General features: G+C 52.6%; 29 protein-coding genes. 7 read left to right on the top strand and 22 right to left on the bottom strand.

The window, feature by feature from the left end; all coding sequences use genetic code 11:
• The first annotated feature begins 11 nt into the window (after window positions 1-11).
• Both aspS and APA10_RS04355 read left to right on the top strand, forming a co-directional pair.
• On the top strand, window positions 12-1,799 hold the full coding sequence (gene aspS, locus APA10_RS04350; protein ID WP_003630013.1) for an aspartate--tRNA ligase: 1,788 nt from the start codon (window positions 12-14) through the stop codon (window positions 1,797-1,799).
• 96 nt (window positions 1,800-1,895) lie between these two features.
• Entirely contained in the window at window positions 1,896-2,909 is a 1,014-nt protein-coding gene (locus APA10_RS04355) for a cell envelope integrity EipB family protein (protein WP_035365908.1), read from the top strand.
• Window positions 2,910-2,976: 67 nt separating this feature from the next.
• Here the strand turns inward: APA10_RS04355 and APA10_RS04360 are convergent, their stop codons facing one another.
• The 9 genes from APA10_RS04360 to APA10_RS04400 form a co-directional block, all read right to left on the bottom strand.
• The gene (locus APA10_RS04360) at window positions 2,977-3,525 is read right to left on the bottom strand and encodes a hypothetical protein (protein ID WP_003630008.1); all 549 of its coding nucleotides are present in this window, start codon (window positions 3,523-3,525) and stop codon (window positions 2,977-2,979) included.
• The gene (locus tag APA10_RS04365; RefSeq protein ID WP_035365899.1) at window positions 3,522-4,814 is read right to left on the bottom strand and encodes an aminopeptidase; all 1,293 of its coding nucleotides are present in this window, start codon (window positions 4,812-4,814) and stop codon (window positions 3,522-3,524) included. Before APA10_RS04365 ends, APA10_RS04360 begins: the two co-directional genes overlap by 4 nt.
• A 150-nt stretch (window positions 4,815-4,964) precedes the next feature.
• Entirely contained in the window at window positions 4,965-5,531 is a 567-nt protein-coding gene (locus APA10_RS04370) for a DUF1643 domain-containing protein (protein WP_003630005.1), read from the bottom strand.
• A gap of 96 nt (window positions 5,532-5,627) precedes the next feature.
• A complete protein-coding gene (locus APA10_RS04375; protein WP_035365906.1) occupies window positions 5,628-6,746 on the bottom strand; it encodes a hypothetical protein in 1,119 nt (372 codons plus the stop codon).
• 72 nt (window positions 6,747-6,818) lie between these two features.
• The gene (locus tag APA10_RS04380; protein WP_003625024.1) at window positions 6,819-8,081 is read right to left on the bottom strand and encodes an MFS transporter; all 1,263 of its coding nucleotides are present in this window, start codon (window positions 8,079-8,081) and stop codon (window positions 6,819-6,821) included.
• Window positions 8,082-8,306: 225 nt separating this feature from the next.
• Window positions 8,307-10,295: an acetate--CoA ligase gene (gene acs, locus APA10_RS04385; protein WP_003630001.1), complete on the bottom strand. Its 1,989-nt coding sequence runs from the start codon at window positions 10,293-10,295 to the stop codon at window positions 8,307-8,309.
• 55 nt (window positions 10,296-10,350) lie between these two features.
• Complete coding sequence (prpB, locus tag APA10_RS04390; RefSeq protein WP_003630000.1) at window positions 10,351-11,283, bottom strand: methylisocitrate lyase; 933 nt, start codon at window positions 11,281-11,283, stop codon at window positions 10,351-10,353.
• Window positions 11,280-12,446 carry a bifunctional 2-methylcitrate synthase/citrate synthase gene (gene prpC / locus APA10_RS04395; RefSeq protein ID WP_003629998.1) on the bottom strand — a complete coding sequence of 389 codons (1,167 nt, stop codon included), beginning with the start codon at window positions 12,444-12,446 and terminating at the stop codon, window positions 11,280-11,282. The genes prpB and prpC overlap by 4 nt, the downstream gene beginning before the upstream one ends.
• A 32-nt stretch (window positions 12,447-12,478) precedes the next feature.
• Window positions 12,479-14,041: an MmgE/PrpD family protein gene (locus tag APA10_RS04400; protein WP_003629997.1), complete on the bottom strand. Its 1,563-nt coding sequence runs from the start codon at window positions 14,039-14,041 to the stop codon at window positions 12,479-12,481.
• Between the two features lie 131 nt (window positions 14,042-14,172).
• Between APA10_RS04400 and APA10_RS04405 the strand changes: the two genes are divergently transcribed.
• The gene (locus APA10_RS04405) at window positions 14,173-15,588 is read left to right on the top strand and encodes a helix-turn-helix domain-containing protein (RefSeq protein WP_003629996.1); all 1,416 of its coding nucleotides are present in this window, start codon (window positions 14,173-14,175) and stop codon (window positions 15,586-15,588) included.
• A gap of 288 nt (window positions 15,589-15,876) precedes the next feature.
• Here the strand turns inward: APA10_RS04405 and APA10_RS04410 are convergent, their stop codons facing one another.
• Entirely contained in the window at window positions 15,877-16,557 is a 681-nt protein-coding gene (locus APA10_RS04410; RefSeq protein WP_003629995.1) for a YfdX family protein, read from the bottom strand.
• 149 nt (window positions 16,558-16,706) lie between these two features.
• On the opposite strand from APA10_RS04410, the gene APA10_RS04415 reads away from it, so the two are divergent.
• Entirely contained in the window at window positions 16,707-17,054 is a 348-nt protein-coding gene (locus APA10_RS04415) for a DUF3147 family protein (protein WP_003625037.1), read from the top strand.
• 115 nt (window positions 17,055-17,169) lie between these two features.
• On the opposite strand, the gene APA10_RS04420 is transcribed toward APA10_RS04415, so the two are convergent.
• Complete coding sequence (locus APA10_RS04420) at window positions 17,170-17,955, bottom strand: DNA/RNA non-specific endonuclease (RefSeq protein WP_003629994.1); 786 nt, start codon at window positions 17,953-17,955, stop codon at window positions 17,170-17,172.
• 144 nt (window positions 17,956-18,099) lie between these two features.
• Between APA10_RS04420 and APA10_RS04425 the strand changes: the two genes are divergently transcribed.
• Window positions 18,100-18,492 carry a hypothetical protein gene (locus tag APA10_RS04425; RefSeq protein ID WP_003629993.1) on the top strand — a complete coding sequence of 131 codons (393 nt, stop codon included), beginning with the start codon at window positions 18,100-18,102 and terminating at the stop codon, window positions 18,490-18,492.
• Window positions 18,493-18,783: 291 nt separating this feature from the next.
• On the top strand, window positions 18,784-19,884 hold the full coding sequence (locus tag APA10_RS04430) for an acyltransferase family protein (protein ID WP_003629991.1): 1,101 nt from the start codon (window positions 18,784-18,786) through the stop codon (window positions 19,882-19,884).
• A gap of 61 nt (window positions 19,885-19,945) precedes the next feature.
• On the opposite strand, the gene APA10_RS04435 is transcribed toward APA10_RS04430, so the two are convergent.
• From APA10_RS04435 to APA10_RS15350, 3 genes are all read right to left on the bottom strand, one after another.
• Window positions 19,946-20,158: a hypothetical protein gene (locus tag APA10_RS04435; RefSeq protein WP_003623723.1), complete on the bottom strand. Its 213-nt coding sequence runs from the start codon at window positions 20,156-20,158 to the stop codon at window positions 19,946-19,948.
• Window positions 20,159-20,299: 141 nt separating this feature from the next.
• A complete protein-coding gene (locus tag APA10_RS15345) occupies window positions 20,300-20,509 on the bottom strand; it encodes a hypothetical protein (protein ID WP_231111100.1) in 210 nt (69 codons plus the stop codon).
• 68 nt (window positions 20,510-20,577) lie between these two features.
• Window positions 20,578-21,024, bottom strand: coding sequence for a glycosyltransferase family 32 protein (locus tag APA10_RS15350; RefSeq protein WP_231111101.1), 447 nt, complete (start codon window positions 21,022-21,024; stop codon window positions 20,578-20,580).
• 126 nt (window positions 21,025-21,150) lie between these two features.
• Between APA10_RS15350 and APA10_RS04445 the strand changes: the two genes are divergently transcribed.
• Window positions 21,151-21,876, top strand: a complete 726-nt coding sequence (locus tag APA10_RS04445; RefSeq protein ID WP_003629986.1) for a DUF1796 family putative cysteine peptidase — start codon at window positions 21,151-21,153, stop codon at window positions 21,874-21,876.
• 207 nt (window positions 21,877-22,083) lie between these two features.
• Here the strand turns inward: APA10_RS04445 and APA10_RS04450 are convergent, their stop codons facing one another.
• The 8 genes from APA10_RS04450 to APA10_RS15355 all read right to left on the bottom strand — a co-directional run bounded on the left by APA10_RS04450 (window position 22,084) and on the right by APA10_RS15355 (window position 26,382).
• Entirely contained in the window at window positions 22,084-22,284 is a 201-nt protein-coding gene (locus tag APA10_RS04450) for a hypothetical protein (RefSeq protein WP_003629984.1), read from the bottom strand.
• A 1-nt stretch (window position 22,285) separates the two neighbouring features.
• On the bottom strand, window positions 22,286-22,666 hold the full coding sequence (locus APA10_RS04455; RefSeq protein ID WP_003629983.1) for a putative periplasmic lipoprotein: 381 nt from the start codon (window positions 22,664-22,666) through the stop codon (window positions 22,286-22,288).
• Complete coding sequence (locus APA10_RS04460; protein WP_003629982.1) at window positions 22,663-23,031, bottom strand: hypothetical protein; 369 nt, start codon at window positions 23,029-23,031, stop codon at window positions 22,663-22,665. Before APA10_RS04460 ends, APA10_RS04455 begins: the two co-directional genes overlap by 4 nt.
• Window positions 23,032-23,155: 124 nt before the next feature.
• A complete protein-coding gene (locus APA10_RS04465; protein WP_003629980.1) occupies window positions 23,156-23,587 on the bottom strand; it encodes a cell wall hydrolase in 432 nt (143 codons plus the stop codon).
• On the bottom strand, window positions 23,584-24,090 hold the full coding sequence (locus APA10_RS04470; protein ID WP_035365896.1) for a hypothetical protein: 507 nt from the start codon (window positions 24,088-24,090) through the stop codon (window positions 23,584-23,586). The genes APA10_RS04465 and APA10_RS04470 overlap by 4 nt, the downstream gene beginning before the upstream one ends.
• Window positions 24,091-24,138: 48 nt before the next feature.
• Complete coding sequence (locus tag APA10_RS04475; protein ID WP_250698523.1) at window positions 24,139-25,527, bottom strand: CotH kinase family protein; 1,389 nt, start codon at window positions 25,525-25,527, stop codon at window positions 24,139-24,141.
• On the bottom strand, window positions 25,520-25,930 hold the full coding sequence (locus tag APA10_RS04480; protein ID WP_035367339.1) for a hypothetical protein: 411 nt from the start codon (window positions 25,928-25,930) through the stop codon (window positions 25,520-25,522). Before APA10_RS04480 ends, APA10_RS04475 begins: the two co-directional genes overlap by 8 nt.
• Window positions 25,930-26,382: a tail fiber domain-containing protein gene (locus tag APA10_RS15355; RefSeq protein WP_250698524.1), complete on the bottom strand. Its 453-nt coding sequence runs from the start codon at window positions 26,380-26,382 to the stop codon at window positions 25,930-25,932. Before APA10_RS15355 ends, APA10_RS04480 begins: the two co-directional genes overlap by 1 nt.
• Window positions 26,383-26,705 lie beyond the last annotated feature (323 nt).

The following is a 26,705-nucleotide window of genomic DNA, read 5'->3' on the forward strand; positions in this document are numbered from 1 at the left end:
AGGACAAGACCATGCATCCTTACCGTTCCCACAGCTGTTCGGCCCTTCGCGCCAGCGATGCCGGCACCACCGCGCGCCTGTCCGGCTGGGTGCATAGCAAGCGGGACCACGGCGGGCTGCTGTTTATTGACCTGCGCGATGAAACAGGCCTGACGCAGATTGTTATTCCCGCCGGTTCCCCCGTTATGGAAACCGCCGAGCACCTGCGCGTGGAAAGCGTGATAACCGTAACCGGTGACGTGGTGCTGCGTGATGAAACCACCCGCAACCCGGACCTTGCCACGGGTGATATTGAACTGCGCGCGCGTGAACTGATTGTGCAGTCCTCCGCCGCTGTGCTGCCGCTACAGGTTGCCGGGCAGGAACATTATTCGGACGAACTGCGCCTGCGGTACCGCTATATCGATCTGCGGCGCGAACAGGTGCACGCCAACATCCGCCTGCGCTCCGCCATTATTGCCAGCATGCGCCGCCGCATGACGGATCTGGGCTTTACCGAGTTCCAAACCCCTATCCTAACAGCCTCCTCCCCCGAAGGTGCGCGTGACTTCCTGGTGCCTTCTCGCACCCATGCTGGTAAGTTTTACGCCCTGCCGCAGGCTCCGCAGCAGTTCAAGCAGCTTGCCATGGTGGCCGGGTTTGACCGCTATTTCCAGATTGCTCCGTGCTTCCGTGATGAAGCCTCCCGCGCGGATCGCTCCCCCGGTGAGTTCTACCAGCTCGACTTTGAAATGGCCTTTGCCACGCAGGACGAAATTTTTGCCGTTCTGGAAGAAGTGATGTCTGGCCTGTTTACGGAATTCGGCAAGGGCCGTGCCGTAAGCACCGCGCCGTTTGAGCGTATTCCCTATGCCCGCGCCATGAAGGTATATGGTTCTGATAAGCCAGACCTGCGCAACCCGCTGCTGATTACCGATGTAACGGAAGATTTTGCCGGTTCCGGCTTTGGCCTGTTTGCCCGCATTGCGGCTGATGGTGGTGAAGTGCGCGCCATTCCGGCCCCCGGTGCTGGTGGCCGCCCCCGCTCCTTCTATGACAAGCTGAACGCCTGGGCGCGTGAAAACGGGGCTGGCGGTCTGGGTTACATCACCTTTGCAGAAGAAGGTGGCCAAGGCCCGATTGCCAAGAACCTTGAAGCCGACCGTGTGGAAGCCATTCGCACCAAGCTGGGGCTGAACCCCGGTGATGCCGTGTTCTTTGCCGCTGGCAAGGGGCATGATGTGGCCAAGTTCTCTGGCCTTGTGCGCACACGCATTGCTGAAGAGCTGGATCTGATTGAAAAGGATGCCTTCCGTTTCTGCTGGATCACGGACTTCCCGATGTATGAGCTGAATGAAGAAACGGGGCTGATTGACTTCTCGCACAACCCGTTCTCCATGCCACAGGGTGGCCTGGAAGCGCTGAACACCAAGAACCCGCTGGATATTCTGGCTTACCAGTATGACATTGTGTGTAACGGCATTGAGCTTTCTTCCGGCGCTATCCGTAACCACCTGCCGGATGTGATGATCCGCGCCTTTGAAATTGCTGGTTACCCGGAAAGCGAAGTGGAAGCCCGCTTTGGCGGTATGCTCAACGCCTTCCGCTACGGTGCGCCGCCGCATGGTGGCTCCGCCCCGGGTGTGGACCGTATTGTGATGCTGCTGGCTGATGAACCGAACATCCGTGAAGTGATTCTGTTCCCGCTGAACCAGCAGGGCGAAGACCTGATGATGGGCGCCCCGGCCCCTGTTCCGCCGGAACGTCTGAAGGAACTCTCCCTGGCGCTGAACCTGAAACCCGCTGTCAAGAAAGACTGATCAGGCTTTCACATATGCATGTAAAAGGGCCACACCATGGCCCTTTTGGCATCCGGGTGGTTGCAAGACCGCGCCGGATGTTTTTTTGTACCGAGTATGAGACGTTCACGCCGCCTGCCACTGCCCCTACCCCTTGCCCGAGGTTTTTGCTTTACGCCGGGGCATAGCGCCCATGCGGTACGCAAGGCCATTGCATCTGTGCTGCTGGGTAGCGTGGCCGCCCTGCCCTTACACATGGCGCATGCACAAACAGCCGGCGCTGTGGTGCCTTCCGGCACTGTGACGCAAAGCGCAACACCGGCCGAGACACGCCCCAGTGTGACACCCGACACCGCGCATTCTTTTTCCGAAACAGATATCAACCAGATTGCCTCGCAACGCGCGGAGTATGATCTCACCCTCACCGAAGCTTCTGGCGGCAAAACGTTATCGGCCACGGGCACCATGCTTTACAGCGTGCGGCACGGGTGCAGCGGATGGTCCACCCAACAGCGGCTGGATATTCAAAGTGTAACCCGCCAGAACGGCGTGGAACATCTGGTATCTGACTATTCCACGTTTGAAAGTGCAGATGGGCGCAACCTGATCTTTCGGACCATGGAAACATCCAACGGCAAATTGCTACAGAACCTGCGGGGGGAAGCCACACTGCGCCCGGATGGTTCTGGCACAGCGCATTATGAAAAACCTTTAGCCAAAACACTTACGCTTCCGGCTGGCACGCTATTTCCCATCCAGCATACCGTTTCCATTCTGGATGCCGCCCGAAGCGGAAAAACCGAGATTTCATCTCCTATCTTTGATGGCACATCACCAGATGGCGCAGCAGATACGTACATAACCCTTTTAGGCTGGGGCAATACATCACCCACCACGGATTTTTCCGCCCTGAACACTTTGCAATCTGGCCGGGTGCATGTGGCCTTTTTTGCACGCACACCACCGAACATGATGCCGGAATATGAAATTGGCATGCGGTATTTTGCCAATGGCGTTTCTGATAATCTGACGCTGGATTTTGGAGATTTCCGCATGAAAGGTACATTGCATGCGCTGGATCTGCCCAAGCCAGAAACATGCCACGCCAAACCACATAAGAAGAAAAATTAAACCGTACAAACAAAAAATGGCAGGAAAAACCTGCCATTTTCTTACACCCCAATATGTATGTGTGAAATTAGTGCGAAAGCGCACCACCAGACTGATGGGCTGAACGCAAAACCGTAACCAGATTTTGCAAATCCTGCGGGTTGGATTTGAGAATAGCCACATTGGCAGGTTCGGGTTGCGGCATTTTGGTATTGCCGGGGTTGGCAGGCACGTTCATCAGGCTGCCTGTTAAGCCCACGCAGGTCAGGCTCATCACAAAATCATGCGCTGAAAAGCCATTCTTTTGCAAAATTGGGTCCAAACCCGGCACCTGCTGCACAAGGGCAATCTGCTGGTCCAGAGACATGCCAAAGCGTGAAGGCGGCTGAATGCCTGCGGCCTGAATTTCCTTCAGGGCCGTGGTCAAGCGCGGCAACACATTTGGGGCCAGATGATAATGCAGCGCGGTTTCCATATCATGCTGCAAAGTGGCTACCTGCTCTGGCGTTAAATTGGGTGCGCCATTGCCACCGGTAGAAACCGTTTGCGCCTGTGCCACTGTACCAGCCACAACCGCCGCAGCCCCCACAACGCCCAGCAGAGCAGAGCGGAAGGAAAGTTTTAGAGTATGTCTCATGCTTCTATCACCCATTCACCTTTGCGCATCAATGCCACGCGTTCACCTTTGGCATCCACGCCGTCCACATCAATGTCCCCAGAACCAATCATCCAGTCTATATGGATCATGCTGCTATTGGCCCCGCGTGCGGCCAATGCGGCCTCATCCAACCCAGCCGTATCACGCATGCATTTGGTGTAAGATTGCCCCAATGCGATATGGCTGGCGGCGTTTTCATCAAACAATGTGTTCTGGAACAAAATACCGCTGCGCGAAATGGGGGAAGAGTTAGGCACAAGGGCCACTTCCCCCAAACGGCGCGCACCTTCATCCGTATCCAGCACGCGGGCCAGCACATCCTCGCCTTTGCTGGCGTGCATTTCCACAATGCGTCCGGCTTCAAACCTGACGCGAATATCCTCAATCAATGTGCCCTGATGAGAAAGCGGCTTGGTGGCTGCCACCGTGCAATCCACCTTGAGGCGATGCGGTGTTGTAAACACTTCCTCGGTGGGAATATTGGGGTTGCACACAATGCCGTTTCCAGCTTTTTCCGCACCGGCTGCCCATTCATGTCCATCTGCCAGTCCCACCATCAGGTCTGTGCCGGGGCCTTTAAAATGCAGCGCGCTGTAACGGGCATCATTCAAAAATGCAGCGCGGCGATGCAGCACGGCATTATGGGCCTCCCAATCCGCTACCGGGTTTTCACCCGTAATGCGCGAGACAGAAAAAATGGCCTGCCACAGTTTTTCTACCGCCTGATCAACCGGCAGATCAGGAAACACCTGTGCCGCCCACGCCGGAGAAGCCGCAGCCACAATGCACCAGTTCACATCAAAATTGGTGATAATTTCCATGGCAGGCCGGTTCACGCGGGAATTGGCCCTGCTGGCGCGGGAAATATGTTCCGGGTTCTGCCCTGCCAGCAATGCCGGGTTAGACCCCGTAATGGCCATACGCGCGGCACCGTTGCGGAAAGCCTCTGTCATCCCGCCAGCCAGCCAACCTGCTGCGGTATCAAACGTATCTTCCGCCGCGTATTTGTAACGGGCCAGCGTGGTTTCCTCATCCGAATAAAACGTGCTGACGAGTGAGGCCCCGGCCTTGTACGCATGTTCCGTAATGCGGCGCACCAACGGCACGGCATGGAGGGGTGCCGTAATAATGACCTGCTGGCCGTGGGCCACGTTCAGGCCCGTACGTGCTGCCACTTCACCCAGCCTGTCCAGCATGGTAGCAAATTCGGCAGATGCCAGATAACCGCCTGCGGCACCCTGCGTGTTCTGTAAGGCCATAATATGCATGTTTCCCTTAACTTTGCTGCACAGCACGCCCAATTTTTCAATGTGACAGGCATAATGTGCAGAACTCAAACACCCTTATGTGTATCGGATACCGAACGGGGCTTGGCGTCAATACACATGGGCAGAAAGCTGCTTTCCGTTATGTGCCGGTTAGCTTTGCACCAGGTTGGTTGGCAAAGGCTCGGGCAGCAAGCTTGCAGGCAAATAGAGCGGATGGCACGGGCGGCCTGTTTTGCTTAACCGCAATGCATCCACCGTAATGCCGTGTTGCTGGAGCATGTGCACCACCTCCGGCCCACGAGCCAGCAGGGCCTTGTGGTGCGGCGTGCCATAGGCTGCAATCACCTTGTTGGCTTCCTGCGCCATTTCCAGCAGGGCTTTATCATTTTCCGGCCCTACCGGGTCTGGCGTTTCCAGCAGCCGAAGCTGATCCGTGCACCGATACGCAAAGGTATTGCCCACCAGAATACCGCCATACCCCCATGCACGGGCATAGCGCTGGCATTTGGCCACGGTGCGGTCATCCCCATATTCGGTGGCAACAGATGGGTTCATCATCAGCCACATCACCAGCGGGCGTGATGGGTCCCACACCCGTTTGAGCTTATAACGGTAGCATTTGTCCGGCCCGCCATAGGTGGCGGTGCTCACAACATCTTCTGAAAGTTTCAGGGGGCGGGCCGTGCCCACATTGTGCCCTTCAAACAGATCTTCCATTACACTCCCGCTGGCAGAACATGGCAAAACAGACCCAAGTTTTAGGCTGTGTTTTGCTCTGGCACAAATCTGCCTGCCAGCGGGGGTATAATCTGCCTAGTGAGCAGCACGCCACGCCTTGGTGGTGGTGGCAATAACCTGCTGCTGGTTCTGCTTTATTTTGTCTATATCATAGCCAAGAGCAGCACTCTGCTGGGGTGTCATGTACCCCCACTGCACCAGAGATTGCGCCAGAGTTTGCGGAAACGGCACGGTTTTTACAAACTGCTTGGGGCAGGATGCGCCATCCTTGTTCTGGGGCCATGCGGCTTTATCCAGCGCGCACCATGTTTCTGCAAAGTCAGAGTGCGTATCATAGCGCGCCATCATGTAGCGCCAGCCTGCGTTCAGTTCCCCAATATTCGCACTGGTGGCTACATAGGCGGCCAGATAGCCGTTTACTTCCGTTACCCCCGTTTTGCGCCACTGTGCGGAATCCTGCGCAAGCTGGTTACGCAAATAGGCTGCAAACCGCGGCTGCGCCGTAACATTCTGCAACTGGCCATCCTGATACTGATACAGCACCACCGGCATGGCCGACCCTGCGTGAGAGGCAAAGGCGTAATCAAACCGCTCATCCGTATATACAAGCTGGCGGGTGCCATCTCGCGCAATATCCTGCACAATGGGCTCGCCTCCGCCATTTTGTGCAGGTAGGGAGAGCACACGCCATTGGCCTTGCGGGGCGGCCTCTACAATAGCGGCGGCCTGGCAACAATGCGCCCCACCTGTGTAGCCCGAAACCACAACCTGCGGCAGAGCATTCTTCTGCCCGTTTGGCGCAAGCTGGTACAGGGAAAGATGCAAATCCATTAACCCGCCGCTATCTTCCGCCATCAGGCTGCCGAGGGTTTGGATAAATACGGGGTGTTCTGGTGCGTGCACTTCCAGAGTGGCCACACGGCATGTTTGCCCGGCTGTTGGGTTTTCATCTTTCCCCAAAAGCAGGCTGTTGGCGGGGCATGGCTGGTTGTCCGCCACCTTTACAGCCGCTTGCAGGCCCAAAGCAGAGAGATTGACCGGTTGGGCTTTTGCGTGCAGGTCATCCCCCTGCACCTGCGCGGTGGCCAGCGGCGGCACCGGGCGCGGGGGCACATTGCGCGTGATAACCCGCTGTTCTGCCGGTGTTGCTGCGTGTGCCTGCGCATATGTTAGCCCAGCGCTTGCCAACACCATACATGCGCCCAGATACCGTATAAAAGCCAAACCGTTTTTTCCTTCCTGCGCGTTGCCACCTGCCTGCTGTATTTATATCCGTTGTGGATACAGCCGGGCATTCAGGAGTGTAAGCACCAGCACAACCACTGCGCCACCCCCAACAGCCAACATAAGCGCAGGTGCCAGCCCCATACCCAACTGGGTAGCAAACCATGTTTGAAGCAAAGCGTTACTGGCGGCAATAAGGTTCCCGCACTGATAGGCAAGGCCGGGGAACGTGGCCCGCACAGAAGGCGGAGAAAGCTCGCTTAAATAGGCAGGCACCACACCCCACGCGCCCTGAATACAGAACTGGATACACACAGCGCCCAACCCCAGCCAAAGCAGAGAATGTGGAAGTGTCCATAATGGCAGCAAAGGCAGTGTTAAGGCCGCGGCAAGAATAATGGCATATTGCCGCCCGATTTTTTGCGACAGAAACCCAAAGAACAACCCGCCCGCAATGGCAGCCAGATTATACAGCACCACAACAGTTGTAATGGACGTTGGCGGCACATGCCGTTCCAGCGCCAAAAACACTTTGGGGTAGAGATCCTGAGAACCGTGGCTCATGAAATTGAAAGCAGCCATCAGCACCACGGCAAAAACACATAATGCCGCATTGCCTTTTATAATGGCCAACAAGCCAAGATGTGCTTCTGCACTTCCGTGTTGTGTATCGGCCTTCTGCCGGGCCAGCCAATCCGGGCTTTCTGGCACACGCAGCCAGATATACAGGGCAGAAAAAATAGCCCCGCTGCCCAGCACAAACAACCCACGCCACCCCAAAACCGGTAAGAGCAAAAATACCAGAGATGCCAGCAAATACCCCGCAGGATACCCTGCCTGCAAAATACCTGAGGCCGTACCTCGCCAGCTTTTGGGCACGCTTTCCATAATCAGGGATGTACCCACCCCCCATTCGCCCCCAAGGGCAATGCCGAATAGGGTGCGCAGCGCCAAAAATATAACAAGCGTTGGCGCAAAGGCCGATGCCAATTCTATAAGGGAATAAATAATAATTGTTAAAATCAGCACAGGTTTGCGGCCATATTTATCGGCCGCGCGCCCGCACAGAAAAGCCCCTAATGGCCGTGTCATCAACGTAAGTGTGGGCGCAAGCAGCACACTTTGCAGGGAAACGTTAAAACTGCGCGCCACATCATCAAGTGTGAACAACACAATAAAGAAATCACATGCATCCAACATCCACGCCAGAAAGGATGCCAGCACAACATGGCGAGCTGTTGCTTTATCTACCGACTGATCAGGCAGAGTAGACGGTGTTACAGACGAAAAAGAAGGCTCGGTCATTCACAGCTCCGGTTCTACAACCTGTTTTTACCGTGATGGTGCCACGCAAGCCCTTGCAGCAGCCAGTGAATCTCAGATCACGACCCCGCCAGTGCGCCCATTTTTGCGTGATAAGCCAACATCAGCCCGTTTGTTAGGAACAGAACACACAACAGGGCCGAGGGGTTCCCCCGGCCCTGAAGCATCTTGCCGCGCGAAGCAAACTTGTAAAACCTCGCTTTAAGGTCAGGCCCTTGCCTGTGTGCGAGGTGCAGATTCCTCATCAAAAGCCATGTGGCTCCATACTCTGTCACACAGCATACGCACGATGGAAGGATCATTCAGCGATGAAAGATCTCCCAGATTATCCATTTCCCCACTGGCAATTTTGCGCAGCAGGCGGCGTACAATCTTGCCAGAACGGGTGCGAGGCAGATCTGGCACCAGATAAACGGCCTCTGGCGTGGCATAACGCCCCAACATACCGGAGATAAGGCGGCTTATGCCTTTTTCTGTCAGTTCCGTAGCCACGTTCTGGCGCTGGATAACAAATACCGCCAGCGCCTGCCCCTTTACCGGGTGCGGGATGCCCACTGCAGCAGATTCCACAATACGATGATCTGCTGCCAACGCATCTTCCACTTCTGCTGTACCCAAACGGTGCCCTGCAATATTGATAACATCGTCCATGCGCCCCGTAATCCAGTAATAGCCATCGGCATCTCGCCGTGCGCCATCACCCGTGAAATAATGCCCCGGAACCATACCAAAATATGTCTGGCAGAAGCGAGCATGATCTTTCCAGATTGTGCGGGCCTGCCCCGGCCATGAACGCGCAATGCACAGGCTACCTTCTGCAGGCCCCTGCACCGGCCTGCCCTGTGTATCGGCTATGACCATTTCCAACCCCGGCAGCGGCGTGCTGGCAGAGCCGGGTTTAAGCGGTTGCACACCCGGCACTGGCCCCAGCACAATGCCGGCGGTTTCTGTCTGCCACCATGTATCCACCACGGGGCAACGCTTTTTACCCACAACATCGTGATACCACAGCCACGCATCCGGGCTTATGGGCTCCCCCGCCACACCCAGCAAACGCAGAGACTCCAGATTGCGGGCGTTCACCACATCATCACCATCGGCCATCATGGCGCGCACGGCTGTGGGGGCAGTAAACAGCATGGTCACCTTGTGCTCATCCACCAGATCCAACCATCTGCCCGGAGCGGGGTATGAAGGCAGGCTATCGGAAATCATGGTGGTGCCGCCATTAGCCAGCGGGCCATACACAACGGATGTATGCCCGGTTATCCATGCTACATCTGCCGTGCACCACAGAACATCACCGGGTTGATGATGGTACACCATGCCCATGGTGTACGCCGCCCACACCATATAGCCACCAGTGGCATGCACAACCGCTTTGGGCTTGCCTGTGCTGCCAGATGTGTAGAGCATAAATAATGGCGCTTCTGCCCGCATAACAACGGGCACAAAATCTGCCTCAAACGAATCTACAAAATCATGAAAATCGTAATCTCTTCCAGGCAGCATGGGAACTGGGGCATCAGACGTGCGCACAACCAGAACAGCCCGCACGCCACTTTCTGCACCTGCCTTGCACAGGGCTTCATCCATAATGGCTTTAAACGGCACAATCTTGTTGCCGCGCATGCTTTCGCTGGCGGTAACTACCGCAACTGCACCGCTATCTATAATACGTTCTGCAATACCTTCTGCCGAAAAACCACCAAACAGCACCACATGCACCGCGCCAATACGCGCACAGGCCAGCATGGCCACCACGGCTTCTGAAATCATGGGCAGGCAAATGGCAACGCGCTGCCCTTCCTCCACCCCCAAATGCACCAGCGCGTTAGACAGGCGGCAAACCCGTTCATGCAGCATGGCATATGTAATTTTTTCTGCCTCGGCCCGGCCTTCACGGTGGCTGATAAGGGCAACCTGATCGGCCTTGTCTGTCAGATGCTTATCAATACAGCATACGGATGCGTTGATAAGGCCATCTTCAAACCAGCTTATGGACACATCACCCGTAAAGCTGCCCGTAAAGCCGCGCCTGGGCTTGCGGTGCCAGTGCACACGCCGGGCCTGTTGCAGCCAGAAACCATCCGGGTCTCGGCGTGCATAGCGCTGCATGGCGGCCAGTTCCGCAGGTGGCATCAGAGCCGGGTAATCTGCATACTGTGTAGGCAGGATAGTGATGTTTTCCGACATTGTTCCGTCTCCCTTACTTTTTTGTTGTTTGTTGTTCGGGATAGAAAGAGAATGTTCAGGCGGCGTTGCGATCGGCCTGACCGATGTGCGGCAGAACCGTGGCCACAATGCCTGCGTCCAATGATTCATAATCATAATACCGGATTGTTTTGTACAGTTCCTCTCGCGTTTGCATACGGGGCAGCATGTCCTGCGTACCGCCTGTGCGTGCAATGGTTTTGTACAAATCCTCCTGCGCCTTATTGGCCGCCCGTAGGGAACTGACAGGCCAGATGACCATACGGTACCCCATATCTTCAAACTGAGATGCCGTGAAATAAGGAGAACGGCCAAATTCCGTCATGTTGGCAAGCAGGGGTACATCGGGCATACGGCGTACAAACTCCCTGAACATATCTTCAGAAATCAGTGCTTCGGGGAAAATAGCATCTGCTCCGGCCTCGTAATACAAACGGGCGCGAGCTACTGCACCATCTAGTCCTTCTGAGCTGGCGGCATCTGTGCGGGCAATAATTACCATATCACGCCGGGCCTTGGCTGCTGCGGCCACCTTTTGTGCCATCTCCTGCGGGGTGGCGAGCTTTTTGTTATTCAGATGCCCGCATTTTTTGGGCAGGATCTGGTCCTCAATATGCACGGCAGCGGCACCGGCATCTTCAAAAGCCCTGACCATGTGCATAACATTCAGCACTTCACCATATCCGGTATCACCATCTACCAAAAGCGGCAGGCCGGAGGCCCGTGCAATCTGGCGGATAAAGAAACACGCATCCTCAATAGTGATAATACCCAGATCAGGCAGCCCCATGCTGGCAGACATGGCCGCGCCTGAAAGATAAAGAGCCTGAAAGCCGTTATCCTTGGCCTGCAATGCCGCCTGCCCGTTATGTGCACCGGGAATTTGCATAATGCCCGGTTTGTTCAGCAAAGCGCGAAACCGCTGCCCGGCTGGTGTTTGCGGCAGATCCTTGCCTACCAGATATGTCATGCTGCATGCTCCAGACCATCGCGTTCACGCAGGGGCACAAAAGGCCGATTATCCGGCCCCACATAATTGGCAGACGGGCGAATGATTTTTCCATCCTGCCGCTGTTCCATAATGTGGGCGCACCACCCTGTTACGCGGGCAATTACAAAGATAGGTGTAAACATGGCCGTGGGAATACCCATGGCGTTGTAAGAAACCGCGCTGAACCAATCCAGATTAGGGAACATCTTTTTCTGTTCATCCATAATCCGTTCAATCCGCTCGGCAACATGATACAGCCGCATGTTGCCATTACGGCGTGAAAGGTTACGTGCGGTTTCCTTGATAATCTCGTTGCGCGGATCTGCTATGGTATAAACCGGGTGCCCAAAACCGATGATGACTTCACGATTTTCCAGACGCCTGAGAATATCCTCCTCGGCCTCATCCGCTGTGCGATAGCGTTGCTGAATATCCAGCGCCACCTCATTGGCACCACCATGCTTGGGGCCACGCAGGGCACCTATGGCGGCTGTTACGGCGGAATACATATCCGAACCCGTGCCAGCCACCACTCTGGCGGTAAATGTGGAGGCGTTGAATTCATGCTCGGCATACAGAATAAGGGATGTGTGCATGGCCTGCACCCAATCCTCCGATGGTGCTTTGCCATGCAGAAGATGTAAAAAGTGCCCGCCCACGCTTTCATCATCCGTATTGGTATCTATCCGCCGACCGTGGTTGGAGAAATGATACCAATACAGCAACATGGAGCCTAACGAGGCCACAAGCCTATCCGCAATATCCCGCGCACCGGCGGTGGGGCAATCGCTCCGTTCTGGCAGTGCACAGCCCAGAACGGAAACCGCCGTGCGCAAAACATCCATAGGGTGTGTAGCGGCTGGCAGACGTTCCAGAGCGGCACGCACAATGGCAGGAATATCCCGCATGCTGGCCAGATGCCGCCTGTAGGCTTCCAGCTCTGCACTATTGGGCAGATAACCGTGAATAAGAAGGTGTGCGACCTCCTCAAACGTGCTGGCGCGTGCAAGATCTTTGATATCGTACCCACGATAATGCAGATCATTCCCGCTCTGCCCCACAGTGCTGAGCGCCGTGTTGCCCGCAACCGTGCCTGACAGCGCAACAGATTTTTTTGGTTTTCTGTGCAGATGCGTTGTCATTGTTCTATTCCTTCCTGTGCGTTATCGCCTGTTTAGGAAGCCAGAGCCGTAGAGGTAGCAGCCGTAACCGTAGCGGGCTTGGCCTGCCCGAAATTGAAAATGCCTTCCGCAGTGTTCTGGCGGATATCCCGCTCCGGAATGGCGATTTCCAGCATGTGCAGTTCTCCGGCTTTCAGGTTGGGCAGGTTTTGCACAATATCCAAAAACCTCTCGGCTTCCTGATGCGGCACAATACCTTCTGAAAGTGTCTGGAACTTACGGATATAATCAGCCCGCTGCCACGGCGTGGCCCCCAGAGTATGAGCGTTGGCAACAGCCAGTTCATCCGCAATAACCGAGCCATCCTTCATGCGGATAACAATGCGGCCACCAAAGGCTTTTTTGTCTGGATCTGTTTCGTGATACCTTTGTGTCCACTCAGGTTTTTCTATTGTGTGGATCTTGCGCCAGAGCCGCACGGTATCTGGCCTGCGGGCACGTTCTGGCGCGTAGGAATGCACGTGGTGCCAGCTACCATCCTGCAAGGCCACGGCCACAATATACATGATGGAATGATCCAGCGTTTCCCGCGAGGCTTGCGGATCAAACTTTTGCGGATCGTTCGAGCCCGTGCCAATAACGTAATGTGTGTGATGGCTGGTTTCTATCAGCACATCATCAACATCATCCCAGTTTTTGATTTTCTGGCCCATACGAAAGGCAAGATCAATAAGCGCCTGGCTTTGATATTCTGCCGAATGTTCCTTGGTGAAGGATGACAGAATAGCGCGTTTGGGTTCACCCATTTCTGGCAATGGCACACGATAATGCGCATTTTTACCATCCAGCATCCAGGCAATAACACCATCTTCCCCTTCATAAATCGGGGTTGGAGATGTTTCGCCCATCATGGCGCGGTCAACGGCTTCTACCGCCATTTTGCTGGCATGGGCCGGGGCATAGGCTTTCCATGATGAAATTTCACCCTTGCGGCTTTGGCGCGTAGCGGTGGTAACGTGCAAAGCCTGCCCAATGGCCTGATAGATAACCGCTGGCGGCAGGCGCATGAGCGTGCCAATACCCGCAGCCACAGATGGGCCAAGATGCGCCACATGATCTATCTTGTGTTTGTGCAAACAAATGGCACGGGCAAGATCTATCTGAATTTCATACCCCGTGGCGGCACCACGGATTAAATCTGCACCGCTGCGGCGGCACTGCTGGGCAACCGCCAGAATGCCGGGAATATTATCGCCCGGATGAGAATATTCTTCCGCTAAAAACGTATCATGAAAATCCAGCTCACGCACGGCAGTGCCATTGGCCCATGCGGCCCATTCTGCATGCACACGCACATTTGGCCCCATGCCAAACACCGTGGCGCCACCTTCCCGCCGATGTGCCAGAGCCTCGGCCCGCGCGCTCATTACGGAATGACGGTTTACAGAGGCCATGGCAACAGATGCGTTATCTATCAGCCGGTTGATAATCATATCCGTAACTGCGGCCTCCACCGGCACCGGATCTGCCGCCACCTGCGCAATTTTCCACGCAAGCTGTTCGGACCGTGGCAGACGGTCGCTTTCTGGATGAACACGCACATCATGATACTGCATTGTTTTTACCTCATGATCGGAATTTGATCGTGAGGGGAGTGTTGCAGAGTGTTGTTTTGAGCGGCAGAGAGATAAGAGTAAAAAGAGGCGAAGGGAATGTTCCCGTTTGCGAAGTTTGCGAAGTTCGTACCATGCCACAAACCAGAACCAAGCTTTTTGCTGGCCCGCGCTTGCGGCAGTTGCGCCAACGCGAAACCCTGACCCAAGCCAACTTGGCAGACATGCTTGACATATCACCAAGTTACCTTAACCAGTTAGAACGTAACCACCGGCCTGTTCCGCACCCCCTGTTGCAAAAGCTGTGTGAACGCTTTGACCTGACCCCGGCATGGTTCAGCAACACCAAAGAAGCCCATACCGTGCAGGCCATGCGCGAAACCATGGCAGACCCTGTATTTAAAAATGCATCCTTACCTTTGGCCAAAATGGCAGATGCCGTACATGCCAACCCGGATTTATGCGCAGCATTTTTAACCCTTTACCGCGCCTATAAATTTGAGCAGGAGCGTGAAAGCGACACCCTTTCTCCCTCCCCTCCGCTGGAGCCATATGAAACGGTAGGAGACTGGGTACAGCAACATCGCAACTATTTTCATGAACTCGATTGTGCTGCCGAAAAATTTTACGAAAATCTTGATCTCGAAAACGGCTTGGCCGAAGCCTTAAAAACCTATCTGCTTGATCAGCACGGCTTGCACACGCAGCAAGACCCGGCGCTGGAAGAAGGCGGGCTGGTGTGGCGGATAGACCGGCACCGCCGCACCATTCTTTTACCCCCAGACCAACCGCCGGAAAGCACGCTGTTCTATCTGGCGCAGATTATTGGCCAACGAGACCATACCCGCCTGATAAGCAGCATTTTACGGCGTGAAGGCCCCAAAGAGAAAAACGCGCTGGAACTGGGCCGTGTTTATCTGGGCAACTACTTTGCCGGGGCCTTGCTGTTGCCCTATACGCGCTTCCTGCACGCAGCACAGACCATGCGTTATGATATTGAGCGCCTGCGCCGCCATTTTGGCACCAGTTTTGAACAGATAAGTCACAGGTTAAGCACATTGCAGCGCCCGGGCATGGAGGGTATTCCCTTTTATTTTCTCAAACTGGATATTGCGGGAAATATTCTTAAAAGTTTTTCTGCCAACCGTTTTTCTCAGGCACGGTTTGGTGGCCCCTGCCCGTTGTGGAACATCTTTCGGGCTTTTGCCACACCGGGGCAGGTACAGGTACAGCTTTCTCAAACCACGGATGATTCCATTTACCTCAACGTTGCCCGCACAGTGGGGCATGAGGGCGTAACCTATACAGACCGCCCACGGCAGATTGCCATTGTGCTGGGCTGCACCATAAGCGATGCCGCAAAAACGGTTTATGCAGATGGTTTAAACCTGAATGACCACAGATTGGTTGTGCCCATTGGCCCCGGCTGCCGCGCCTGTGTGCGGGATAATTGCAGCCACAGATCTTTGCCTGTTTCGGGCCGGATGCTGGATACAGGAAGTGATGCCAGAGGCGTTGTGCCCTACCGGGCCCTACCTGAAAAACCCTGATATTTTATAAGGAAGAAGATAGTCTGGTGGGGCAAGGGGAACTTAAAAGACCTATCTGGAATGACCGGGGATGCAAAAACATTCCAGATAGGAACCGGGGATTGAACGGGATAAATCAAGACGAACCAAGAGTTGTCGCGACGATGCCCCTTGCCCCACCAGCAGAAACGCCTTCATCGCCGCGACAATTTTGATAATAAGAACCATTCTCAATAAACGCAACATAAAAAAGCAGGGGGGGAGAACTTTTTTGCTCTCCACCCCTGCCTTGCAACACAGTATGTTGTTTTAGTTGGATTTTTTAGACGGTGTGGAAGGAGCCACTTTTTCCACCACATCGTCAGAAACAAAAACAATGCCATCCAGAAGCTGGTTAAGCGCTTCTACAGCCTGCTGAGGCTGGCGGCCTTCTGTAAACACTTTTGCGCGGTACAGAGCGCCTTCGCTCTGTTCCAGTGGTGCAAGGGCCAAAATGAAGTCTGCATCTTCACCCACAACCTGCAGGCTCTGCTGTGCCTGCTGGGTCTGCCCTGCCTGGAACTGCTTGTTGGCGTTAGCCAGTGCTGCCTGTTTTTCTGGAGCCAGTGTTTCGCTTACAATAAATTCACCGCCAACTGGCACCCATGTTGTGGGGTTGGCAACTGGCGTATGGTTTGCAGAAACCGGATGCTGCGGGGCTGGCTGAAGCTGGCTTTCTGTCGCAAAGAACTTCTTGTTATCTGCACTGGCGGCCTTGAAGCGCTTTTGCGCATCATACAGCGGCGGAATGGCGGCATCTGTTTTGCCCTGAGCCAGCAGATCACGCGCCTGAAACACATCCATCATGGCTTTCTGGCCATCAACGGAAAGGCGATGCATGGCATGGCCAGCCTTGAACTTTTCCCACGTGGTGTGCACGGTGCCTGCCTGTGCCACAGAAAAACTGGTGAGCAATACAGCAGATGCTGCAAAAAGAGCTTTTAAACGCATAAAAACTAATCCAAACTGATTTAAATTTTCAAAAGATAACGGATGATATCCTGAAAATTAATTTAATGCGCCGGGTGGGGTGATACAATTCATCTATATTAAAAAATATATTATAGTCAGGCGTTTTTTATTTATTGTCTGATACCTGAATGTTCTTTCTTCTCAAAACTCTGCTTTCAGCTCTCATTATTGCTCTGGTTTCCACTTTGGCGCGCCGTTACCCCGGATTTGGCGCGCTGGTTGCTGCCCTACCCCTTGTTTCCGTATTTGGCATGATCTGGCTTTGGCTGGAAACGCATGATCCCGCACGGATGGAAGCCCATGTGAGTGCCACGTTCTGGTATGTGCTGCCTTCCCTGCCCATGTTTTTGTTCATGCCGTGGCTGATGCGGTGTGGCGTGCATTTCTGGCCCGCGCTGGCCAGTGGCTGCGGCTTAACCATTGTTTTGTACCTGCTGATGATCTGGGCTGGCCCTTGGCTTGGCATCAGCCAATAAAACCTCTTGCCAGCAGAGTCGCCCACAGATTCTGCGGATGCTCCGGTGGGTAAGCCTGTGGATAACGTGTACAACCTACGTGAAAATTGTGGCTTGTACCGCTTTCTCCCAACACTTACCGCCGTATTTTGCGCGGTGACGGCAAGCGCCAGAAACTCTGCTTAATGGTGTCCGCCACCGCCGGAAACGGATCTACCCCTGTATTGCGAATAAGGGTTGCCACAGTCACCTGATCGCAATGTGGAGAACGTTGCACGTTCTTGCAGACATACACGCCCGCAGCCTGACGATGTGCGGAATACACAGCCTTCCATGTAGAAGACGGTACAAACACGTGGTCTGGCCCAATGGTTGAAATAGGATGCCCATGAAAAGCAGGGCCGGTGACCACATACACATCACCCTCCTGCACAGCCAATTCCCGCACCGTGTATTCAATACGTGCCCAAATACCCTGATTAAGCACAATGGATTGCGGTACCATGTTGGAATACGCAAAAGTTTCAAATTGTGCTGTAGGCGTTGGCTGGTCCGCACTGAGGGCCATGTGCCCTCTGCTATAGCCGGATTTTTTGTAATCCTGATCTCGGCTGCCATCTGGCCAGCGGGAATCTGCATAAAAAGTGCCTGCACGCATCAAGCGTTCTGCAAGGCGCACATTATTGGCCTGCAAATGCTCCGCCGCCCACAAAGGTGTGTGCGTGACAGATGAAACCAAAACAGCATAGCCTGTGTTACAAAGCAGTTCTGTCTGCTTTAGCATGAAAGGCCGCGTTAGGGCGGGCAATCTGTTTTCTGGCCCAAAAGCCTGACATGCTGCGTTTTCCTGCGCCCAAGCAGCAGAAACTGGCAGGCTGGCCAAAACCACGCCCAAGCATATTTTCGCAACACGCACACTCATTGCACGGATACCAGCGTGAAGCCCTGTTTTGAATACACAATGCTGCCTTTGTTGAATGCCATAAAATACGAAATACCTTTATAGAAAAGATAACGCCCAAACAAAGGCACATAAAACCCAATCAGCCACAGTTATGGAGCAGAAATGGAGCAGCCCTCACCTTCCAGCACCGATACACCAGAGGCCCTGCGTGAACGCCGCACGCAAATGATAACGGCAAAACTACCCACCAAAATGCGCCGTGGCATACAGTGGTTACGCAAACCCGAGCAAAAATGGGTGCGTCTGCCATCTGGGCTGCTGTTAATTCTGGGTGGGCTGCTTTCTTTTTTACCTGTGTTGGGTGTGTGGATGCTGCCCTTGGGGATTTTACTGCTGGCGGAAGATATTCCGCTCTTTCAAAGCCTGAGCGGTAAGATGTTGGGATGGATTGCCCGGCGCAAGCCCTCGTGGTTGGGCATTGCTGAAAACGAAACAGAAGAAGAAGCCTTCCTGCGCGTTCAGACCTTTCTGGAGCAGGATTTATACCATCCCTGAAGTTTTTATCCGCAGCCATCTTGACTGCCAAGCTTAGTGGCCTTGTCCACAGATTCTGCGGATGCTCCGGTGGGTAAGCCTGTGGATAACGGGCACAACCCATGTGAGTCACGCTGATGATTTGCCCATACCCTGTATAAATCTGGGCACTCTGCTGAATGCGTTTTTCATGGTTCTACTAACCATCCCGCATCATGCATGGCTGTAATTTTCATGATATCAGCCCAAGAATATAGTCAACCGCCCCCCTGCCCGATATGAACCCTAAAAATATTTTCATATTAGGGCCATATGATGGGTAAATATAACAAAAATATAGAAATACAGCTGATGCGCATTATCTCCATTGCCTTGGTTGTTATGGCGCATCAGGCATCACTTCGTACCAATATCCACCCACATTTTGGAGAAAGCCTGGGAACAGTATTACGCCCTTGGTTGGGTGTAGATATTTTCTTTGTTATATCCGGTTATTTCATGGGCTATATGGTTTTGGGTAAATCCAAACCCAATATGGCATTGGCAGAAAAAGTTTCCTTCTCCCTCGATTTCTTCAAGAAAAGATTTCTCAGGCTTTTTCCTGCTGCCTTTTTCTGGATCACCGTAACACTCACAGCGGGCCTTATTTCATCCAATCGCGGCTTGTGGGGGGATCAAACCAGCCTGTTCTATAAATGGCTGACTTCTATTTTATATATCAGAAACTTTGAAAATGCAGCCTCTCCCAGCCCCTTAGGCTGGTATTGGTCTTTATCGCTTGAAAACCAGTTTTATATTGTTCTGCCGCTTTTATTCTTCACCATAGGCAGAAAGTTTTTTATCCCCTTCGTTTATGCTTTGGCTGTTCTGCTGCTTTTCTGGCTACCCGGTGGCGTTGATTGGGGATGGTACCGCCCCACAGGGTTTATATGGGGGCTTATTGCTTATCATCTTGTGAATACACAGGGGATAGGTGATGTTATACGTGCAAAAGCACCACAAATTCCTGCAACACTTTCTGTCTTTCTGCTTATTTTTGGCCTTGTTGCGTCTACAGCCGTCCCTGCTGCATTTCAGAACCAGATGATGCCTTTTGCCATCAGCATTGTCTCTATTCTGGCGTGTGTGTGCGTGGTGTATGCGGCCTTAAAATGCGGCACGTTGACTGTGCCAAAACCACTGGCCTTTCTAAGCTACTGGGGTGGTGAAATTACTTACTCCTTTTATCTGTGCCACATTGTTGTGTGGGATATTATGCAGGATATCCGCCAGTCTTACGGTTTAAGAATATCATCCGAACTTTTTGCTGCTTCCGGCATCAGCATGGCCATTCTTTTTGCCACGCTCTCTTATTCCTTTATTGAATTACCATTTTATAAAAAGAAATCTGATCTGGAACCAACACTCAAGTAACCACAAAAAAACCGCCGAAAGGCGGTTTTTTCTTACCCAATCTTAAAATGCATCTGCTGTTTTAAACAGCTTCCGACATCTCATACGGAATGTTGGCTTTTGTCAGCTCTGCCAGAAAATCTCTATCCACGACAGCGTCCTTGTAGTTCTCATCTTCCACACATTCCCGCCAGGAAAGTTCTGAGGCGGAAGGCTTGCTGGCTTTCCATGTCTGGTGCAGGGCTGAGGCCTTGGAAACAAACTCTTTTAGAACAGAAATGGTCACTGTGCTCATAGGGCAAACTTTCTCTTTAATCTTGGCAATTGCCTATATGTGGCCTTCGCAGATGTGCGGTGCAAGGTAGCAATCCACACTTTCCACAAGGTTGTACACAGGCAAGCTCCCCTACACACTCAGCATGGAAAGAGGCATAATTTATGCCCGACGATGCGGCGGTCTGGCTTTACGCCAGTTTCCTTCAGAAAAGGCTTTATAGGCCAGTTCATCATGCCCATAACTGGCGACTGCACGGCTATGATGCCCAAGCAAAACCCCATCACCACAGGCATGGTCCGCCCACTCTGGCGTGACATCATAAAGATACTTTATCGCCCCAATAGTCGTTGTACCCGGTCCGGTATTCACCCAGATATTCTCAAAACTGTTTGGGTTGTTTTTATAACGGGTGAGAGACTCACAAAGTGCATGACCAGTTATGTGCGTAAGTGGCGCATGCATGAAAATATCAACATAAATGCCACCATATCTTGCCCAAAATGGGTACGCAGAAATGCACGAGCTGATTCATCATGCGTAAGAACCAGCTCAAAACTAGGATTGTTATTTTTTACTTTTTCAATAGAGCGGGCCACATCATCTGGCAGTGTTTCACTATGCCAGTATTGAGAAATTCTTTTGGGAATGTTTGGCGGCAGAATGCTTTGGCTTGGAGGATCAAGATCCGCCTGAGCCAGTGTTGGAAGCCAATCGCTTTCTACCCCTTCATGCAAACAACGGAAAAAATCCATTTTAACATGTGGCGGATTAGGACGCTTGGATTGCGTGCTCATACCTTTCATCATAAATATTATTTTGCTTTCTATAGAATAACAAAATACCGTTCTTAAAGTAAAGATATGAACACAAAAGCAGCTTTTCATGGCAAATGTTCATGTGCCATATAGGATATTCCAAGAACGATGTTGGAGGAAATACCAAAATCTTCCAATGCAGGCATATTGATAAATTCATATTATTGTCAGTCATATCCAACCCCAAGGGATCTTATGGACAGTCTGAAAAAATTTAAACGATCTTTAAAAGATCAGCTCTCTTTACTCGGATATTACCGGCAACTAAAATATATTGTGCGGAATACCCAAGGGCTTGAAGTGGTTTCTATGGGAGATCATTGCCTAACAGCTTCAGTCATTAAAAATCTTGGCCTTAAACAAAAATCCTACCCGTTTGATTGGATATTTAGTGATATCCGCATGGTAAATCATTGTATTCAGGACGAATTTTCAACATTTCTGGATAAATCACAGCATATAAAAATTGCTGATAGCGATAAGCTCTCACCAGATGCAAATTTTTGTGATCACAGATATTATAAAGAACACTACGGTGTTCTGTTCACATTTAATCACTATGATATATCTGTTGATGACGTTTACAAATATTATAAACGCTGTGTTGAGAGATTTGTAGATCTACTCAATTCAGATAAAAAAGTTATCTTTGTATGTATTTCCCAAAAGATTTGTCAGAATGACTTTTATGAACTTTCAAAAACCTTATCACTTTACAACAATAAATATCTCCTCGCCCTGAACTTTATCCAGCGTGAGGATGGTCTTTACACATGCAATATCAGCGCAGAAACAGAAAATGCTCTTTTATATTCCATTTCACGCAAAGAAAGTATTGATGGCACGGATTTTCAAACAACACAGGATTTTATCAGCTTCATGACAGTTTTTTGTTCATTCCTTGCCACCCAAAAAGGATAACAAAAACAAAGCCATCAAATTTTTGCCGTATATCCGTGGCATACAACCAGAAGCCAAGAGCCTGTCCGCTACCTATGGCGGCTCTTGGTCAATATCCACGCCAAAACCCAGACCGCATTACCAGCAGCCGCCAGCCCATAACCAAGATAATGGTGGCAAGGAAAACTCCCACGCCACCAACAATCATGCCGCACTCAAAATCGGGTATCATGCAGACTGAATAGCCATGTTGTCAGCCTTACATTTGGCAAAGATGGCTTCAATATCCGCCACGCTCGGCCCGGTTTTGCTCTTGGACTGCTCAATGGCCTGCTTCACCGTTTCATAAACTTCCGGCCCATATTTCTCGGCCAGACCTGCAACGGTGGTTACAACGCCAAGGATGGCGCTGATTTCTGCTGCATTCATGTTACTTGCTTCCGCCAATAGTTGCACAGGCATCTGGCGTGGTGTCGGTTTTCAGGCCTGCCCAGCAGGTTTCAAAAGATGCGAAGTCTGCTTGCAATGCGCTCACGGCTGTTTGCGTAATGCTTATTCCGGCCTCAATGGAGGTTTCCAGAGACGAGATTTCGTTAAACAAGGTCTGGCTGGCACGTTTGGCAATATCTTTTTGCATATCAGTCAGAGCCACACCCGGTACCTTGCCTGCCATCACATCCGGCATCGGGTTGGCCAGCACATGATAAGCACTGTCCACATCGTAAACAGCCTGGTGTAGTTTCCCCTGCGCCGTATTGGCACAAGCTGCCAAAAGCGGTAAAAACCCCAGCGCAAAAATACTTTTCTTCATTTCGTATTGTCTTTCGAAATGGTCACAATAGATCCGCTCCCTCCCTTGGGAAGATCAGATTTAGAAGAAACTGCACCGTGCAAAATAAGCGCAGCATTGGCAGCCTGCTTCCAGTTGAGGGCCAAAAAATTGATAATCCGGTAAAGCAGCCAAAGCTTGCCGGACTGATTGGCCGGAAGCGGGATCTGGGTTGCGGCCGCACCTGCTGCTGCAAACACAACACAGACATAAAGCACCCATGTTGCTTCTGGCTGCGGCAGGGCTGCCGCCATAGCGGGCAAAGACAGGCCAGCCGTAATGGCCTTGGCTGTCTGAGCCAGAGCAGTGGCGCGTTTAGGTTCTACTGGAGCAGGTGCGTCAGTCATGCGCCATATCCCTGCGCAGGCTGACAGGCAGAATGTTCACATCTACTCGGGCTACTATGAAAGAGATGCGAGTCCGATTCATCTTTTATATTACGTGCAATTTCTTTAATTTTTTCTTTTACCATCAGCCATCTCCAAAAGGCCCCACGCGGTAAAACGCATGATGACCAATCGTGCAGCAATAGAATTCTGGATCAGCCCAATCAGGGCGTAAGGAGCGCGTGTCATAGTAATGATCCGCCCCTTTCGTCATGTCAGTGAGATGGCCGCCTACAAGTGCCTGCGCCAAGGCGAGTGCTTCACGAAACTGCACGTCCATGTCAGTGACGGTCAGAAGCTTGGGAAGGTTCACATCGGCTGCATTCCAGCAGGAAAACTGCCACGGATGCAGGAACACACTGCACAGATCATGCCCCCACCATGCAGGGCGGCTAGCACGGTTACGGCCAACACACAGCACTGCGGCCATGCTGTTATTGCCTTCGCCCCTTGCCTCACCCCATGCCGTACGCGCACCTACCTGAACGGGATCGGACATCCACGATGCGGGAATCATACTGCCTCCATTTCACGCGGGGGCAGAATGAACTGTGTTTCCTGTGGCTGAGGTACGGGCTGCATCTGCGCGTCCCACGGTTCGCGCAGATGCAACCATTTCACCCAGATCGTGCTGGCCACTTCCTGATCAGACAGAAGTGTAGAGCCGATCGCCGCGCCAAGCGTGCAGAAAATACCCACAATAACCGCCAGTTTTTTCCAACGCCGCAAACTGTCCTCGGCTAGCCTGTTTCGCTCTTCCTGCGCACCGGTATGCGCGGCCAACTGGCGCGTGAAATCGGAAAGCTGAATACCAATCCGGTCCATGCCAGCATTGGTGGCCTGCTGCCGTGCGTTCCCTTCTGCCCGTACCGCAGCAATATCCCGGCTGATGCTGTCCAGTTTGCCGTCTGTTACGTCCTGCCGCCTTTCTACAGCAGCAAGACGCTCTTCGTGATCGTCCAGACGTGCGTGGACGCCATCAGCCACGCAGGGGGTGCCCGCGCTCTGTTCATCTGTCATTCTTTTGCCTGAAAAAACGGGTTGCCCGGTTAAAGGCAACCCAAGCGGTTACGCGCCGCTATAGCCCCACTGCGCATCAATCCACGCAATACGGGTTTCTGCATAGTTCATGATGTAGCTTACAGACTCTTTTTCAAGATTTTGGGCCACGTTAATGGAACCTGTGGGGCCTGTTAGCAGCCAATTCGCCAAGTCCTGCGCCATCATTGTGGGGTCAATAAACCCGACATATTCAGCAATCCACCGTTTAATGCTGGCTGCATCAATGATCCCGGCATCCCGCAGTTCGGCCCATCGTGCCCGCAGTTCAGGACGGAAAACGGAGTGCATCAGTTTGAAAAAGCCGGGGTTCTGGAAGCCGTAATTATTAGGGTTTTCCATAACCCAACCGATTTGATCGGCGTCTGATTGGGCACCCCCCACATTGATAATGAGGCCCCACGTTTCATCGCAATCGTAAAGCCACATATGCCAAATACCCGATGTGGCACTAGCGTTCCAACTGCCTAGTTCAAAATTGTTCTGCATGCTGTCAAATGAACCAGCCAGTTCACAGATCAGCACGTAATCAAGAAACGATTTGAGATCAATGTATTGCCAATACGTTGCACGGGCATCAACGGTACCAGCAACACAATCGCCAAACCACTTCACAATCCGCGTGCATGCGGCGTTGATATCTGGGGCTGTTGTGGAAATATCGTCCTGATCGTCATAACCAGAAATAGCGGGAGACTGGACTGTCCATTCGGTAGAGTTAAATGTGCCTTTCCAAATATTCCCGGCATGTTGGGGCTGGATCAATACGTGCTGGTTATTGTCCTCATCCATCAGGTAATCGGGCAAATCAGCCGGGGAGCGCAGGACATACAGGCCAAGGAATACGCCATTCTGCCAGAGTTCCGCAGGGAAGCCAGCCGTTGTAAACAGTGCTGATGTATGTGTCCCCAGATCAGTGCTATCGAAATATTGATAGGCAGATAAAGGAGCCATAACCCCATCGGGGTTTTTACGCATATCGCGCCAGATCGCTGTTGTGAGACTGTCCAGAACAAGCGTGCGGTCCGTGCCATACCCTTTTAATGTCACGCTGGTCATGGGGAACCAGTCACCGATACGCAGAGCCAGTTTATTCCCTGTGTCTGCGTTTTTTAGTTTCAGCTTCCAGTTCTGTTTAAGCGCAGCCTGAGAGGACTGGCCTTGTGTCTGCCACGTTCCGGACGCGGAAAAGAGCGGGGTTTTCCCCTCAAAAAACGTCACCGACATACTTGGGGTCGTGCTGGTTGTGGGTAGATCCCCCTCAATCAGAATACGCCACGGGGCAGCCGGGTTGGGAACGGAGATATAGTCCCACTGTGCAGAGGTATTATTTGCACCAATCTGGACAAGGGTTCCATTATTTACAAACCCTGTTGTGGGTTGTGCTACTTTAGCCAAAGATCAGCCTCCCGTAGTAACGGGATGCGCCATCCCACATGATTTCCACACAGCAAACGGCCCCGATGCGGCTGTCCACAAAAGGAGCGCCTGAGGGCCAGATTACGTTATCAGGCCATGTTATTTCACAATTCCCGCCAAACGGCTGCTGGATGAGAATACGCATGGTCTGCAATTCGCCGACATTGCCGCCAGATACAGAAAGAGCGCAGTCCTGATCGGGAAGAATGCGGTATCCAATGTTGCCACGTTTTGCGAATGGCAGATCACAAGAAGCGCCGGGGTTCAGCTTGGTCAAGATGGATGTGCCGCTTGTTACAGCGTCCACAATCTGACCGCCGGAGAGAGTGTTTCCACCCGCTCCGGTTGCCACCCCTGCTGAAAAATCAAGCAGGGTTGTCATTAGGCGGCGCTCCCCGCGCTCTTGGCTTCAAGAGCTGCCACCCGATCTGTTAGCGCAGACAGACTGCTGGAGACGCCTGCCAATACAGCAGGGAAGATTTCTTCATACCGCAGCATCTGGATATACTGCTGATTGCCAGAGGTATCGACCGTTGCCGTCTGCTTGAGCGTGCCGTCTTTGTTTTCTGTTACGGTGAACAGGGCAGTCTTTGTCCACATGCCAAAGCGTGCAGGGTCAAGGCCAGCCTTGGTGATAGCTGCTTCAATATCCTGCGCGAGATACCCCACATGGAAGCGCGCTTTGTCAGCACCTTTTTCAGCAATGCTGTCATTAAGCTGGTAAACTACTGGCTTCACCGTAGCTAATGCGGCGACCAACTTCTGCCCATCTGCATAGGAAGCATCGCCAAGATAACCTGCTACGGTTTTAAGATTGGCATCAGACGTTACCACGGCTGCGTTCTTGGAATACACAGTGTTTACAGGCTGTGCCGAAACGCCGATGTTCAAAGAACCAGATGAGCGACCTGTTAGAACGGTGCCATCAAGATACCGCCCGAAGGTTGCGCTACCATCGGGATTGCTCCAGTTCAGATAATCCTGAACAATCCCAACCGTCCCATTATAAACAACGCGAACTGAGCCACCTGTAACAATAGTATTGGTGCCATAACCAAAATTCAGAACAGGGTTCTCGTTATTGGCCGCCGTGCAGGGAATAACGACGCGGAAATCTCACAGAAGGGTTGTACATCGGGTTAGATTATGAAAAAGTC

Origin of the sequence: Acetobacter pasteurianus subsp. pasteurianus LMG 1262 = NBRC 106471, assembly GCF_000285275.1 — a bacterium.
GTDB classification, from domain to species: Bacteria; Pseudomonadota; Alphaproteobacteria; order Acetobacterales; family Acetobacteraceae; genus Acetobacter; species Acetobacter pasteurianus.